General features: G+C 73.8%; 15 protein-coding genes. 4 read left to right on the top strand and 11 right to left on the bottom strand.

What is annotated here, in order from left to right; translation table 11 throughout:
* Positions 1 to 20: 20 nt before the first annotated feature.
* Positions 21 to 650, bottom strand: coding sequence for a molybdopterin-dependent oxidoreductase (locus AB0E96_RS14280; protein WP_359822775.1), 630 nt, complete (start codon positions 648 to 650; stop codon positions 21 to 23).
* 224 nt (positions 651 to 874) lie between these two features.
* Between AB0E96_RS14280 and bfr the strand changes: the two genes are divergently transcribed.
* A complete protein-coding gene (bfr, locus tag AB0E96_RS14275) occupies positions 875 to 1,354 on the top strand; it encodes a bacterioferritin (protein WP_049655380.1) in 480 nt (159 codons plus the stop codon).
* A 33-nt stretch (positions 1,355 to 1,387) separates the two neighbouring features.
* Here the strand turns inward: bfr and AB0E96_RS14270 are convergent, their stop codons facing one another.
* Positions 1,388 to 1,672 (bottom strand): (2Fe-2S)-binding protein, encoded by a 285-nt coding sequence (locus AB0E96_RS14270; RefSeq protein WP_359822772.1) that lies wholly within the window; start codon positions 1,670 to 1,672, stop codon positions 1,388 to 1,390.
* A gap of 160 nt (positions 1,673 to 1,832) precedes the next feature.
* Positions 1,833 to 3,182, bottom strand: coding sequence for a class II 3-deoxy-7-phosphoheptulonate synthase (locus tag AB0E96_RS14265; protein ID WP_359822769.1), 1,350 nt, complete (start codon positions 3,180 to 3,182; stop codon positions 1,833 to 1,835).
* 304 nt (positions 3,183 to 3,486) lie between these two features.
* Here AB0E96_RS14265 and AB0E96_RS14260 point away from each other — a divergent pair, with 304 nt between their 5' ends.
* On the top strand, positions 3,487 to 5,424 hold the full coding sequence (locus AB0E96_RS14260) for an anthranilate synthase family protein (RefSeq protein WP_359822767.1): 1,938 nt from the start codon (positions 3,487 to 3,489) through the stop codon (positions 5,422 to 5,424).
* A gap of 57 nt (positions 5,425 to 5,481) precedes the next feature.
* On the opposite strand, the gene AB0E96_RS14255 is transcribed toward AB0E96_RS14260, so the two are convergent.
* From AB0E96_RS14255 to AB0E96_RS14245, 3 genes are all read right to left on the bottom strand, one after another.
* A complete protein-coding gene (locus AB0E96_RS14255; protein ID WP_359822765.1) occupies positions 5,482 to 6,177 on the bottom strand; it encodes a response regulator transcription factor in 696 nt (231 codons plus the stop codon).
* Positions 6,174 to 7,394 carry a DUF5931 domain-containing protein gene (locus tag AB0E96_RS14250; protein WP_359822762.1) on the bottom strand — a complete coding sequence of 407 codons (1,221 nt, stop codon included), beginning with the start codon at positions 7,392 to 7,394 and terminating at the stop codon, positions 6,174 to 6,176. Before AB0E96_RS14250 ends, AB0E96_RS14255 begins: the two co-directional genes overlap by 4 nt.
* 65 nt (positions 7,395 to 7,459) lie before the next feature.
* Positions 7,460 to 8,281, bottom strand: coding sequence for a lysophospholipid acyltransferase family protein (locus AB0E96_RS14245; RefSeq protein ID WP_359822759.1), 822 nt, complete (start codon positions 8,279 to 8,281; stop codon positions 7,460 to 7,462).
* A gap of 199 nt (positions 8,282 to 8,480) precedes the next feature.
* Between AB0E96_RS14245 and AB0E96_RS14240 the strand changes: the two genes are divergently transcribed.
* The gene (locus AB0E96_RS14240) at positions 8,481 to 9,275 is read left to right on the top strand and encodes an alpha/beta fold hydrolase (protein ID WP_359822757.1); all 795 of its coding nucleotides are present in this window, start codon (positions 8,481 to 8,483) and stop codon (positions 9,273 to 9,275) included.
* Between the two features lie 256 nt (positions 9,276 to 9,531).
* A complete protein-coding gene (locus AB0E96_RS14235) occupies positions 9,532 to 10,023 on the top strand; it encodes a hypothetical protein (RefSeq protein ID WP_359822813.1) in 492 nt (163 codons plus the stop codon).
* Here the strand turns inward: AB0E96_RS14235 and AB0E96_RS14230 are convergent, their stop codons facing one another.
* The 5 genes from AB0E96_RS14230 to AB0E96_RS14210 all read right to left on the bottom strand — a co-directional run bounded on the left by AB0E96_RS14230 (position 10,024) and on the right by AB0E96_RS14210 (position 14,460).
* Positions 10,024 to 10,848 carry an endonuclease/exonuclease/phosphatase family protein gene (locus AB0E96_RS14230; protein WP_359822755.1) on the bottom strand — a complete coding sequence of 275 codons (825 nt, stop codon included), beginning with the start codon at positions 10,846 to 10,848 and terminating at the stop codon, positions 10,024 to 10,026. It lies immediately after the preceding gene.
* 161 nt (positions 10,849 to 11,009) lie between these two features.
* Entirely contained in the window at positions 11,010 to 11,954 is a 945-nt protein-coding gene (locus tag AB0E96_RS14225; protein ID WP_359822753.1) for an ROK family glucokinase, read from the bottom strand.
* A 191-nt stretch (positions 11,955 to 12,145) separates the two neighbouring features.
* On the bottom strand, positions 12,146 to 12,658 hold the full coding sequence (locus AB0E96_RS14220) for a DUF5304 family protein (protein ID WP_359822751.1): 513 nt from the start codon (positions 12,656 to 12,658) through the stop codon (positions 12,146 to 12,148).
* 141 nt (positions 12,659 to 12,799) lie between these two features.
* Entirely contained in the window at positions 12,800 to 13,972 is a 1,173-nt protein-coding gene (locus AB0E96_RS14215) for an ArsA-related P-loop ATPase (protein ID WP_359822749.1), read from the bottom strand.
* A gap of 26 nt (positions 13,973 to 13,998) precedes the next feature.
* Positions 13,999 to 14,460: an SRPBCC family protein gene (locus AB0E96_RS14210; RefSeq protein WP_359822748.1), complete on the bottom strand. Its 462-nt coding sequence runs from the start codon at positions 14,458 to 14,460 to the stop codon at positions 13,999 to 14,001.
* Positions 14,461 to 14,589: the final 129 nt, after the last annotated feature.

The raw sequence follows: 14,589 nt of genomic DNA, 5'->3' as shown, positions 1-14,589 counted from the left end.
GCCGGGGCCGCGGGAGGCGCTCAGCGCAGCGGACCGTCCCCGGGCTCCTCCTGGTAGGAGTAGCGCTGCTCGCGCCAGGGGTCGGCGAGGTTGTGGTAGCCGCGCTCCTCCCAGAAGCCGCGCCGGTCGGCCCGCATGTACTCCACGGCGCGCACCCACTTGGGGCCCTTCCAGGCGTACAGCCGCGGGACCACCAGCCGGACCGGGAAGCCGTGTTCGGCGGTGAGCGCCTCGCCGTTGCGGTGGGTGGCGAGCAGGGTGTCCGGGTCGGCGAAGTCGGCCAGCCGCAGGTTGGCGCTGTAGCCGTACTCGGCCCAGACCATGACGTGGGTGACGCCGGGCGCGGGGGGCACCAGGTCGAGCACCAGGGAGGCCGACACGCCCGTCCACTCGTTGCCGAGCAGCGAGAACTTGGTCACGCAGTGCAGGTCGCCGACGACGGTGGTGCGCGGCAGGGCGTTGAAGGCCTCGAAGTCCCAGCTGTGCTTCTCGGCCGAGGCGGTGGCGCCGAACACCTGGAGGTCCCAGGTCAGGGGCTTGAAGCGGGGCACCGGGCCGTAGTGCAGGGCGGGCCAGCCGCGCTGCGCGCGCTGGCCCGGGGGGAGCCTCGGGTCAGGCGGTGGAAGCGGTTCCTGTTTCGGCTGACCCATGGATCCATGGTGACAGACGGCGGCCAGGCCGCGGCGCGCGCCCCTTTGTGAGGACTCGCGCCCCACCCCGTACGGACCAGTGATCGGCCACCCACCAGCACGTTTCATCATGAATCGGATATTCCGACACATGTCCTAGTGAGTGTGAACTTACTGGAATTTCCTCCCAAAGCGGTGCCAGGATGCCCAGCACACCCGGCAGCACGAGCGCAGGAGGCATCACCATGCAGGGCGATCCCGAGGTCATCGAGTTCCTCAACGAGCAGCTCACCGCCGAGCTGACCGCGATCAACCAGTACTTCCTGCACGCCAAGATGCAGGAGAACTTCGGCTGGACGAAGCTCGCCAAGTACACCCGGCACGAGTCCTTCGACGAGATGAAGCACGCCGAGACACTGACCGACCGGATCCTCTTCCTGGAGGGGCTGCCCAACTACCAGCGGCTGTTCCACGTCCGGATCGGCCAGACGGTCAAGGAGATGTTCGAGGCGGACCGGCAGATCGAGGTCGAGGCGATCGACCGGCTCAAGCGCGGGATCGTGGTGATGCGGGCCAAGAACGACGTCACCTCGGCGAACATCTTCGAGGACATCCTGGCCGACGAGGAGCACCACATCGACTACCTCGACACCCAGCTGGAGCTGCTGGAGAAGCTCGGCGAGGCGCTCTACCTCGCCACGGTCATCGAGCAGCCGGAGTCCTGAGGACACCCGGCCCCCGACTCCCGGTTTCCCGGCTCAGGCCGCCCGCAGCGGGACCACCGGGGCGGCCTCCCGGCCGGCTTCCGGGCCCGGCGCCGCCGGGGCCTGAGGGTCCGCGAGGCCGAGCTTCGCGGCCAGCCGGGCGGTCGGGCAGGGGCGGGCGCCGTGCTCGCCGAGCAGCGCCTGGATGCGGCGCACGCAGGACCCGCAGTCGGTGCCGGCCCGGCAGCCCTTGGCGATCTGGCGGGGGGTGTCGGCACCGGCGTCGATCGCCTTCTTCACCTGGTCCTCGGTGACCGCATGGCACATGCACACGTACATCGCAGTCTCTCCCGGGGGTGAAGCGGAATGGATCTTGACTAAGGCTTGCCTTAGTTCACTGAGGCTTACCTTACCCGCCCGAACGGGTACGAAAAAGCCCCTCCGGGCTCGGGGACACCGAAACCGGAGGGGCCTTCGTCACATCCGACGGGCACCGGGCCTACTGGCCGCGGTACATCTCCGCCACCAGGAACGCCAGGTCCAGCGACTGGCTGCGGTTGAGGCGCGGGTCGCAGGCCGTCTCGTAGCGCTGGTGCAGGTCGTCCACCAGGACCTCGTCGCCGCCGCCGACGCACTCGGTGACGTCGTCGCCGGTCAGCTCCACGTGGATGCCGCCCGGGTGGGTGCCGAGCGCGCGGTGCACCTCGAAGAAGCCCTTGACCTCGTCCAGGACGTCGTCGAAGCGGCGGGTCTTGTGCCCGCTGGAGGCCTCGAAGGTGTTGCCGTGCATCGGGTCGCAGATCCACACCGGCTTGGCACCGGAGGCGGTGACCTTCTCCACCAGGGTGGGCAGGTGGTCGCGGATCTTGCCCGCGCCCATCCGGGTGATGAAGGTCAGACGGCCGGGCTCGCGCTCCGGGTCCAGCTTCTCGATCAGGGCGAGCGCGTCGTCCACCGAGGTGGTCGGGCCGAGCTTGACGCCGATCGGGTTGCGGATCTTCGAGGCGAACTCGATGTGCGCGTGGTCCATCTGCCGGGTGCGCTCGCCGATCCACACCATGTGGCCGGAGACGTCGTACAGCTCGCCGGTGCGCGAGTCCACGCGGGTCAGCGCGGTCTCGTAGTCGAGGATCAGCGCCTCGTGCGAGGAGAAGAACTCGACCGCCTTGAACTCCTCCGGCTCCACGCCGCAGGCGCTCATGAACGCCAGGGCGTTGTCGATCTCCCGGGCGAGCTGCTCGTAGCGCTGGCCGGCCGGCGAGTTGCGGACGAAGTCCTGGTTCCAGGCGTGCACCTGGCGCAGGTCCGCGTAACCACCGGTGGTGAACGCGCGCACCAGGTTGAGCGTCGCGGCAGACGCGTTGTACATCCGCTTCAGGCGCTCCGGGTCCGGGATGCGGGACTCGGGGGTGAACTCGAAGCCGTTCACCGAGTCGCCGCGGTAGACCGGCAGGGTCACGCCGTCGCGGGTCTCGGTCGACTTGGAGCGCGGCTTGGAGTACTGGCCGGCGATGCGGCCGACCTTCACCACCGGCACCGAGGCCGCGTACGTCAGCACGGCGGCCATCTGGAGCAGCGTCTTCAGCTTGTTGCGGATGTGCTCCGCCGAGACGCCGTCGAAGGCCTCGGCACAGTCACCGCCCTGGAGGAGGAAGGCCTCCCCGCGCGCCACGGCTCCGAGCCTGGCGCGCAGCTGGTCGCACTCGCCGGCGAAGACGAGCGGCGGATAGGCCGCGAGCTCGGCAAGGGTCTTGCGCAGAGCCTCTTGGTCCGGCCATTCAGGCTGCTGCGCCGCGGGCAGGGACTGCCAGGAGTGGGCAGCCCTCGATGTCTCAGTCGTAGCGGTCACACGGCCAAGGCTACGGGGTGGCAGGAGTGACTCGTGACTCTTGCCCGAGGGATGAGACACATCTCGGACAAAACCTCGATGCCCCTCACCCGTCCCGACACATCCGCTACGCTCGATCCCATGCACGCGCCCCACACCCACTCCTGGTGGTGGGCCTCCCCCAAGGGTGGCCCACCGATCGCGCGTTCCTAGACGAACACGACGGCCGCCCCTCGGGGCGGCCGTCGTCGTCTGAGCAGACGGCCCTCCGGGAGCGGACCTTGCACCGCCTCTCCATCAGTCCACCCGGAAGGATGCCGTTCCCGTGACCACCGCCGCCGCTCTGCTCTCCCGTCTCACCGGCCCCGACGCTCCCGCGTTCGCCCTGCTGCACCGGCGCACCCCCCGACTCAGCCCGGACACCGTCGAGGTGCTGCTGGGCACCGTGGACAGCTACGAGCACCTCGCCGACCTGCCCGTACGCAGCGGAGCGCCCGCCGGCGGCGGGCCGGTGCACGACCTGCTCGCACTCGTCCCGTACCGCCAGATCCGCGAGCGCGGCTTCGAGGCGCACGACGACGACACCCCCCTGCAAGCCCTCTCGGTGACCGAGCAGCACGTCCTGCCGTTGGCCGAATTCACCTATGCCCTACCGAAGTTGCCGGTCTCACTTGCCGGTGGCGGATTCGACGTCGACGACGATTCGTACGCGTCGATCGTCCGCCGGGTGATCCGGGACGAGATCGGCAACGGCGAGGGCGCCAACTTCGTGATCCGGCGTGACTTCCACGCGACGCTGGAGGACTTCGGGCCCGAACTCGCGCTGACGCTCTTCCGGCGGCTGCTGGAGCAGGAGCGCGGCGCGTACTGGACCTTCCTGGTGCACACCGGCGAGCGGGTGCTGGTCGGCGCCTCCCCCGAGGTGCACGTCCGGCAGAGCGGCGGCACCGTCGTGATGAACCCGATCTCCGGCACCTACCGCTACCCGGCCGACGGCTCCGACCTCGACTCGCTGCTCCAGTTCCTCCACGACCCCAAGGAGCTGGAGGAGCTCACCATGGTCGTGGACGAGGAGCTCAAGATGATGTGCACGGTCGGCGACCTCGGCGGCCAGGTGCTCGGGCCCCGGCTCAAGGAGATGGCCCACCTCGCCCACACCGAGTACGAACTGCGCGGGCGCACCTCGATGGACGTCCGCGAGGTGCTCCGCGAGACGATGTTCGCCGCGACCGTCACGGGCAGCCCGGTCGAGAACGCCACCCGGGTGATCAAGCGCTACGAGCCCACCGGGCGCGGCTACTACTCCGGCGCGCTCGCCCTGATCGGCCGCGCCGCCAGCGGCGGGCAGCTGCTGGACTCCCCGATCTGCATCCGCACCGCCGACATCGACCCGGCCACCGGCCGGCTGGTCGTCCGGGTCGGCGCCACCCTGGTGCGCCACTCCGTCCCGGAGTCCGAGGTCGCCGAGACCCACGCCAAGGCCGCCGGGGTGCTCACCGCGATCGGCGCCCGGCCCGCGCCCGCCCGGCTGCCCCACCCGGTCGGGCCCCGGCTCGCCGACGACCACCGGGTGCAGGCCGCCCTGGACTCCCGCCGGGCCGACCTCGCGCCGTTCTGGCTGCGGATGCAGCAGCCGTCCGAGATCACCGAGGCCGAGCCGACCCTGGTCGTGGACGGCGAGGACACCTTCACCTCGATGCTCTCCCACCTGCTCGGTTCGCTCGGCCACCGGGTGACGGTGGCCCGCTACGACGAGCCGGGGCTGCGCGAGCGGGTCGCCGCGCACCGGGGCGCGCTGGTGCTCGGCCCCGGCCCGGGCGACCCGGCGATCACGGACGACCCCAAGATGGTGCTGCTGCGGCCGATCGTCGCGGACGCGCTGGCCGCCGTCCGCTCCGGCGCTCGCACCGCGCCGCTGCTCGCGGTCTGCCTGAGCCACCAGCTGCTGTCCGCCGAACTCGGGCTCGCGCTGGGCCGCAAGGCCGTCCCCTACCAGGGGGCGCAGGAGCGGATCGACCTGTTCGGCACCAAGCACACGGTCGGCTTCTACAACACGTTCACCGCGCGCTGCACGGAGGCCGACGCGGCGCGGCTCGCCGCGGAGGGCGTCGAGGTCTCCCGGGACGCCGTCACCGGCGACGTGCACGCGCTGCGCGGGCACGGCTTCGCGGGGCTCCAGTTCCACCCGGAGTCGGTGCTCACCCGCGACGGGGTCGGCATCGTGGCGGGCCTGCTGCGCGAGGCGACGGCCGCACTGCGCTGAGCCGACGGCGCGGCCCCGGGCGGACGGATCCGCCCGGGGCCGCGCCGCGCCCGGTCCTCAGACCCCGTCGTCCAGGCCCTGCTCGATCGCGTACCGGACCAGCTCCACCCGGTTGTGCAGCTGCAGCTTCCCGAGCGTGTTCTGCACGTGGTTCTGCACCGTCCGGTGCGAGAGCACCAGCCGGTCGGCGATCTGCCGGTAGGACAGCCCCTTGGCCACCAGCCGCAGCACCTCCGTCTCCCGGGCGGTCAGCCGCGGGGCGGCCGGCGCCGAGGCCGGGGCGGGCTCGGCGGCCAGCCGGCGGAACTCGCCGAGCACCAGGCCGGCCAGGCCCGGGGTGAACACCGCGTCGCCGACGGCCGTACGGCGCACCGCGTCCAGCAGCTCCTCCCGCCCCGCCGACTTCACCAGGTAGCCGGTCGCGCCGGACTTCACGGCCTCCAGCACGTCCTGGTGCTCGCCGCTGGCCGACAGCACCAGCACCCGGACCGCCGGGTCGTGGGCGACCACCCGGCGGCACACCTCGGCGCCCGGCAGGCTCGGCAGGTTGAGGTCCAGCACGACCACCTGCGGGCTGCAGGCGCGGGCCCGGCGCACGGCCTCCTCGCCGTCCCCGGCGGTGGCCACCACGTCCAGTCCGGCCTCGGCGAGGTCGCGCGAGACGGCGTCCCGCCACATCGGGTGGTCGTCCACCACCATCACCCGCACCGGCCGGTCGGCGGTCGGCTGATCGGGCACCAGCTGGTCGGTCATGCAGTGGCCTTCCTCGGGACGCGCAGTTCGACCTCGACGCCCTCCCCGGGCGCCGAGTACAGCTCGGCCGTGCCGCCGAGGTCCAGCAGCCGGCCGCGGATGGACTGGGAGACGCCGAGCCGCCCGGCGCGCTCCGCCTCGCCGAGCCGCCCGGGGGCGAAGCCGGGGCCGTCGTCGCGGATGCCCACCGTGACGGCCTCCGGCTCGTCCTCGACCAGGATCCAGGCCCGGGCCCGCTCCCCCGCGTGCTTGCGCACGTTGTCGACGGCGGCGCCGACCGCGGCCGCGAGCTCGCCGGCCGCCCGGCCGGGCAGCAGCACCGGGGTGCCGGGGGCGGAGAGGGTGATCCGCTCGTCCGCGTACGGGCGCAGCAGCGCGGTGAGGTCGCGCGGCGCGTCCGGGTCCGGCCGGTCGGCGGCCCCGGGGTGCGGTGCGGGCGACAGCGGCCCGCCCGTCATCAGGGCCCGCAGCGCGCGCTCCTGCTCCCCGGCCAGCCGGCCGAGCTCGGCGAGGTCCGCGCCGGAGCCGGTCCCCCCGCCGGGCTCCGCGCCGCGCCGCTGGACCAGGGCGAGCACCTGGAGCACGCCGTCGTGGATGTCCCGGGAGAGCCGCTCGCGCTCCCGGGTGGCCGCCTCGACCTGGAGCGCCCGGGTGAGGGTGGCCTCGCTGGCCCGGGCCAGTTCGATCACGTAGCCGATCGCGCAGCCGGCCACCATCAGCAGCACGATGTTGTGGATGTTGTCGCCGGTCGGACCGCCGTGGCCGAGGATGTTGGCGACGCCGATCACCGAGCCGGAGGCCGCCGCCGGGCGCCAGCCGCCCTTCGCGGCGAAGCCCAGCACCGTGCCGGCCGCCCAGATGGTCGGCAGGGTGGGCGCGCCGTGGCTGATCCGGGCCGGGGAGTCGGTCAGGCCGCTCATCACGATGCCGGTGACGGCGAGGGTGAGGTCGGTGCCCAGGACGTACCAGGTGCAGCGCTGCGGGTTGGCGAAGGCCCGGGTGCTGGCCAGGGTCCACAGGGTCAGCGCGCCGAGGAAGATCCAGCCGGCCACCGGGTGCAGGAAGTGCAGGTACGAGTTGACGTACCGCAGCAGCGCGTAGCACAGGGCCAGCACCCGGAAGTAGGAGATCGCCCTCCACAGCGGGAGCTCGACGGACATGCCGCCGGCCGCCACCGTGCCTCCGACCGCGCCGGCTCTGCCGCCGTCCTCCGTCATCCTCCCCGCCCCTCCCCTGGGCCGGTCCGGGCCGCGCGAGCGGCCGGGCCGGGCCGCCGCTCCGGCTACTCCGGCTTCTCCGAGGTGCCCGACCCGGCGGACTTCTCCGCCTCGGCGGCCTTCTCGGCCTTCTCGGCCTCGGCGGCCTCCGCCTTCTCCGCCTTGGCGGCGGCCCGGCGCTCGGCGTCGGCCTTCTTCTTGTCCTCGGAGATCTGCCGCTTGGCGGCGGTCGCGTAGATGTCCACGTACTCCTGGCCGGAGAGCCGCATGATCTCGTACATCACCTCGTCCGTCACCGAACGGAGGATGAAGCGGTCGTTCTCCATGCCGTGGTAGCGGGAGAAGTCCAGCGGTCGGCCGATCCGGATGCCGGGGCGGATGCCGAAGTTCGGCACCACCTGGCCGGGCGGCTGCACCTTCTCGGTGTCGATCATGGCGACCGGGATCACCGGGGCGCCGGTGGCCAGCGCGACGCGGGCCAGGCCGCCGACCTTGCCGCGGTACAGCTTGCCGTCGGGCGAACGCGTGCCCTCCGGGTAGACGCCGAACAGCTCGCCGCGCTCCAGCACCGCGATGGCGCTGCGGATCGCGGCCTCGCCGGCGCCGCGCACGCCCGAGCGGTCCACCGGCAGCTGGCCGACGCCCTTGAAGAACGCGGCGGTCAGCCGGCCCTTGAGACCCGGGGTGTTGAAGTACTCGGCCTTCGCGATGAAGGTGACCCGGCGCTTGATCAGCGCGGGGAAGAAGAACGAGTCCGAGAAGGACAGGTGGTTGCTCGCGATGATCGCCGCACCCTCGGTGGGGATGTTCTCCTCGCCCTCGATCCAGGGCCGGAAGAAGATCCGAAGCAGTGGCGCGACGATCATCTTCATCAGTCGGTAGAACAACCCGGGCCTCCTGTTATGCGGACCGGTCGATCCTAATGCCCCGCGGCCGCCCGCCGTGCCCGGCCCCGCCGGATCGGCCGCGCCCGGCCCGCTCGAAGGGGGTGTACGACCCGGCGCGGAGCGTGGGACGATGCGGTTTCGCAGCACTTCCCCTCAGCGTCCCCTCCCCCAGCGCCACCCGCCCGCGAAGGAGTCCGCCATGCCGTTGCTGCCCGGTGCCGAGCCGTACCGCCACCGCGGCGGACCGGTGGGGGTGCTGCTCTGCCACGGCTTCACCGGGTCGCCGCAGTCGCTGCGGCCCTGGGCCGAGGACCTGGCGGCGGCCGGCTTCACCGTCTCGGTGCCGCTGCTGCCCGGGCACGGCACCCGCTGGCAGGACATGCAGGTGACCCGCTGGGAGGACTGGTACGCCGAGGTCGAGCGCGAACTGCTGGCGCTCGCCGAGGAGTGCGAACAGGTCTTCGTCTGCGCCCTGTCGATGGGCGGCGCACTGGCGCTGCGGCTCGCGGCACTGCACGGGCCGAGGGTCTCCGGCCTGGTGCTGGTCAACCCGTCGGTGCGCTCGGACACCCCCGCGAGTGTGCTGCTGCCGGTGCTGCGCCACCTGGTCCCCAGCCTGCCCGGGGTCGCGGGCGACATCGCCCGGGCCGGCGCGACCGAGGTCGGCTACGACCGCACCCCGCTGCACGCCGCCTGGTCGCTGAGCCGGCTGTGGCGGGAGGTCCAGCGGCTGCTGCCGGAGGTGACCCAGCCGGTGCTGCTCTTCCACAGCCCGCAGGACCACGTCGTCTCGCCGGCCAACTCGGAACTGGTGCTGGCGCGGATATCCTCGACGGACGTGACGGAGCGGCTGTGCCAACGCAGCTTCCACGTCGCGACGCTGGACCACGACGCGCCGGAAATATTCGCGGCCGGCCGGGACTTCATCCGACGGCTGGCTTCCGCGCACACGGCGGGCGTCACCCGGGTCGAATCCGACGATCACCATGGCTGAAGGGCCGGAAGTGCACGAGAGCAGCACGGCGGGCGGCGGGGACGAGACTCCCCGCGAGGACGGCGCGACCAAGGACGGCGGGGCGAACGCCGCCGTGCCGGGCGGCGCGCCGACGGACCGTACCGGCCCGGACGGCGCCGCGGCGCCTCCGCCCGTCCGGGACGCCGCCGAGGACACCCCCGGGGGCTCCGCGGAGGACGCCGCCGAGCGCCGCCCGCGCCGCGCGCCCGAGCGCAGCCAGGCCGAGCAGGACGAGATCTTCGCCGCCCTGGTGGCCCAGTTCGACGACCCGGTCGACCTCAACGACCCGAACTGGCCGGAGGTCGAGAACCTCCGGGCGCAGAACGAGCTCAAGGGCGGCCACAAGGACGGCGGCCGCACCGCCCAGGACGACCTCTCCGACCTCGCCCCCCAGCCCCGGCCCCGCTCCGGCCGACCGGTGATGCCGGCCGGCGGCGCGGGCCCGCGCGACTTCGAGCTCGCCGAGGAGACCGACGAGGGCCACTTCGTCCCGCCGGAGCCCCCGCCGCTGCCGGCCGCCGACGTGACGGCCAAGTTCGCCTGGCTGGCGGTGCTCGGCGGCCCGGCGCTGCTGCTGGTCGACGCGGTGGTCTGGCGGGAGATCTCCGGCTGGCCCGCCTGGGTCGGGATCACCGCCTTCCTCGGCGGCTTCGTCACCCTGGTCGCGCGGATGAAGGACCGCGACGAGGACGAGCCGGAGGACCCGGACAACGGCGCGGTGGTCTGACTACTCGCTCGACCCGGCCGGCAGTTCGAGGACGGCGAGCACCGGCAGGTGGTCGGTCGCGGCCCGCAGGTCGGCCTCGGTGACACCGGGCAGTCCGTGCGGCACCCCGCAGCCGAGGACGGTGATCCCGGGCGTGGCGAAGACGGCGTCGATCCGCTGGTAGGGGCGCTCCGGTACGGAGGTGAACTCGCCTCCCCAGGGCGCGGTCGGGTGCCCGTCCTGGAGCCGGGAGGCCAGCAACCGCCAGCCCGGCCCGTCCGGGTGCTCGTTGAAGTCTCCTGCCACGATGCCGAGTTCGGCGATCCCCAGCTGGTCGAGCAGCAGCTCGAACTGCCCGTACCGCTCCTGCTGGTCCAGGCTGAGGTGGCAGCTGGTGACGGTGAACGGCGCCGTGCCCGGCAGTCGCAGCAGCGCGCTCGCGAAGCCCCGGGCGTGCAGCCCGCGGGTCTTGGGCAGCAACCGGTCGTGCACGCCCAGCAGTTCCACCGCGCCGGGGCGGCCGAGCAGCATCGGACCGGCCGCGGTGCGGCCGCCGCCGGCCAGGACGACCGTCCCGGTGCTCCGGGCGAGCCGGGCCGCCTGGCCCTCGGGCCGCCAGTAGCGCGGGGCCTCCTGGACGCAGACCAGGTCCGGCTCGCAGGCCCGGATCACCCGGGCCAGCGCCCGCCGGTCGTCGCGCAGCGACCGGATGTTGTAGCTGAGCAGGCGCAGCCGGCGGGGGCCGGGCGGCGGCAGCGGCCGGGCCCGCGCGGCGGTCGTGGTCACGGCATCGGTCGTGCTCGCGGCGGTCGTGGTCACGGCATCGGTCGTGCTCGCGGCGCTCATGGTCCTCCCCTGGCGGTCACCGGATCGGTCCGACCGTACGCGCCCGGGCGGGAACGTGCGACGGCGACGGCGCGTCCGGGATCGGTCGGGGCCCGGTCGCACCGCCGCCGGCGGGCTCGAAGCTCCCCCGTGCCGCAGGGCGCGGGGGCGGGGAGGAACGGCTACGGAACGCGGGCGAGGTCCGCGGCACCGACGATGCCGGCGGCGGAGCCCATCGAGGCCAGCACGACCTCGGCGCGCGGGCGGTGCACCCCGCCGGTCAGGTAGTGCTCGAAGGACTTGGCGACCGGGTCGAGCAGCAGCCGGCCGGAGTCGGAGACGCCGCCGCCGAGCACGAAGACGCCCGGGTCGAACAGCGCGGCGAGGTCGGCCATGCCGCGGCCCAGCCAGTCGGACAGCTCGGCGTAGCACTCCAGGGCGAGCGGGTCGCCCTCCTCGGCGGCCTGGGTGATGTGGATGCCGCGGATGGTCTCGGCCACGCCGTCGTTGAGCTCCAGCATCCGGCGGCCGCGCTGCGGGTCGGCGGCGGCCTTCTCCCGGCCGTAGCGGCGCAGCGCGCGCCCGGAGCCGTACTGCTCCCAGCAACCCTTGCCGCCGCAGCCGCAGGGCAGGCCGTCGGGGACCATGTTGAGGTGGCCGATCTCGCCCGCGACGCCGAAGCGGCCGCGGTGCAGCCGGCCGTCCAGGACGATGCCGCCGCCGATGCCGGTGCCGACGGTGATCAGCACCATGTCCTGGTGGTCGGCGGCCGCGCCGAAGCGGAACTCGGCCCAGGCCGCGCAGTTGGCGTCGTTCTCGATGACGGTGGACAGGCCGGTGAGCTCCTCGATCCGCCCGCGCAGCGGCTCGTTCTCCCAGTCGATGTTGGGGGCGAAGATCACCGTGGAGCGGTTGCCGTCGACGAAGCCGGGGGCGCCGACGCCCACCGCCGTGACGCCGGGGTGCTCCTCCTTGAGCTCGCGCACGGCCTGCGCGATGGCGTCGACCGCCCACTGGGGGTCAGCCGGGGTGGGCACCCTGGTCCGGGCCAGGATCGCGCCCGCCTCGTCGACCACGCCTGCCGCGATCTTGGTCCCGCCGACATCGACGCCGATGGTCAGAGCCATGTGTCCCTCAGCTATTCACTCGTTCCGCTGGACGGAACGCTACCGTCCAACCCGGCCCCCGTACACAGCCTCGCATACATTATCCGAAGACAATCCGGGGGCAGCCGGGCCGCGATGCTTCAAAAGTCGTATCTAATTTCCTTCTTGGTGACGTACGAGAGCAGCCCGATCACGGTCCGGAAGTCACGGTTTCACTGCTTGGCGGACGGCCTGTCAGCCCCGTCAAGATCCGATCCGCGGTCGGCACCCGCGCCGCCGTCACGAGAGCCGTCCCGCGAGTCGTCACGCGGGCCGTCGTGGTCGGTGTCCAGGTCGATCTTCTCGGCCGGCGCGCCCTGCCCGGCGGTCCAGCGGCTCTCGTGGCCGGCCACGGCGGCGCGGTAGGCGGCCAGCAGTTCGGCGCCCGCGGCGGCGAGCCCGGTGCCGGCGGCGGAGAGGTGGGAGTAGACCTCCGGCTGCTGGGTGCGCAGCCGGTCGGCCAGCCCGGAGAGGGTGATCAGGGTGGTGGCGCTCGCCTCCTGGGCCTTCTCGCCGAGCGCACCGGCGAACCGGCGCACCTCGTCCACCAGCGGGCCCAGCTCCGGCCCGAACGGATGCCCCGGGCCGGCGGACCCCTCGCCCTCCCGGGTACCGGCCCCCGCGCGGTCGTCCGCGGTCCCGGTGCGGTCGTCGACGGGCTCGGTGCGGTCGTCGGTGCTGGTCATCGCGGGCGCCTCCTCAGCCGTGGCCGCACCCCGCGGCCCTCCGGCCCGACGCTACCCGACCGGCCGGGCAGGCCCGAAAAGCCGCCGGACGCCCGCCCGACGCCCACCGGACGCCCGCACGGGCCCGCCGCCGAACCCCCGTCAGCCCCGGGGCCAGAGCGCCGGGTCGGGCGCGAAGCGCACCGAGAGCACCCCGTCGTGCAGCCCCGCCCCGGCCACCGTGCAGCGGCGCAGCGCGGACGGCAGGGTGAGCACCCGGCGGTGCGTGCCGAGGCCGACCACCAGTTCGTCGCCCCGGCGGACCAGGTCCAGCTCGGAGCGGTCCGCGCCGGGCAGGTCGAGGTGCCAGACCAGCAGGCCCTCCGCGGCGAGCCGGTCCTCGACCGGCCAGGGCTCGGGGGCGAGCCGCTCGGGCCCGGGCCCGTCCCCGTAGAGCCGGTCGGCGACGGCCTCCAGGGTGGCGTCGGCCAGGCCGGTGACCAGCACCGGGGCGTCGGTCTCGGCGGCGAGCCCGGTCAGCTCCTCCTGCCGGCGGCGGGCCAGGGCGGCCAGCCAGGGGTCGGGCGAGGAGGAGGCGGCATCGGGCAGCGCGCCGTGCACCACCACGGCGTCCGGCCGGTGCCCGTGCAGCGCGAGTCCGGCCCGGATCCGGCGCAGCTCACCGTACGGGTGGCCGTCGGCCGGGACGACCAGCCGGACGCTGGTGCCGGGCCCGGTGATCGCGGCGCGGGCCTCGGCGAGCGCCGCGGCCGCCTTGGTGCGGCCCTCGTACAGCCAGTCGGCGGGCATCGGGACCCCGGCCAGCCCGGCCAGCAGCGGGCGCAGCGCCCTGGCGGCCTGGCGCTGCTCGGGGACGAGCCGGTCCAGGTAGCGGGCGAGCTGCTCGGGCAGGGCGAGGGTGGCGATCAGCTCGGCGGGCGGCGGGGCGAGCACGACCAGGACGTCCTGGTCGGCGGCGGGCAGGGCACGCAGCAGGGCGAGCCGGGCGATGCCGGGGAGGGCGGTGAGCTCCTCGGGGTCGAGCTGTTCGGCTCCGAGCAGGTCGAGGGCGGGCTTGAGCCGGCCGGTGAGCGCGCCGACGGCGTAGCGGAAGGCGGCCTGCTCGTCGATCCGGGAGACGGTCAGGCCCGGGGCGTACAGCAGGGGTTCGGGTTCCAGCCGGGTGCCGAGGGCGGAGTCCAGGCCGCGGTGCGGGTCGTCGGCGGCCAGCAGCCAGGTGCGGTGGCCGCGCCGGGCGGCGTGCAGGGCGGTGGCGGCGGCCACCGCGGGCGCGCCGGTGTCGCCGCTGACCAGGATGGTGCGTGTCGCCGTCATGCCGTCCGGCCCCCGTTCGCTCGGTGTCAGCCCTGCGCGGGCTTCTTGCCGTCCGCGTCCTCGACGCGCTTCTTCAGGCCGGCCAGGGCGCGGTCGATGATGACCTTCTCGGCCTTGCGCTTGATCATGCCGAGCATCGGGATCTTGACGTCCACGGCGAGCTGGTAGGTGACCTCGGTGCGGCCGCCGGCGAGCGGGGCGAGGGTGTAGGAGCCGTCCAGCGAGCGGAGCATCTGGCTGCGGACGAGGGTCCAGGAGACCTCGCGGTCGCCGTCCCAGGTGTAGGCGAGGACGTGCTCGTCGCGGATGGCGCCGGCGTCGAGCAGCAGTCGGACCTGGGCGGCGCGGCCGTCCTCGCCGGTCTCCAGGACCTCGATCTCCTTGACCTCTCCGGTCCAGGCCGGGTAGGCGGCGAAGTCGGCGATCACGGCCATGACCGTGGCCGGGGTCGCGTCGATGGTGATGCTCGACCTGGTGTGCTCCGCCATGGAATGGCCCTCCGCCTCGTCCCTCTGCCTGCCGGTCCGGCCGGGGCGCGCTCGGCCCGGTCCGCCCGGAGCAGGCTATCGCGACCGGCGGGCGGCGCGGGCCCGGCCCGGGCGGCGGCCGCGGCACGG

It is taken from the genome of Kitasatospora sp. NPDC036755, assembly GCF_040636595.1.
Classification (GTDB): domain Bacteria; phylum Actinomycetota; class Actinomycetes; order Streptomycetales; family Streptomycetaceae; genus Kitasatospora.
Note: the sequence above shows the minus strand (reverse complement) of the source record. Positions and strands in the feature narration are given on the sequence as shown.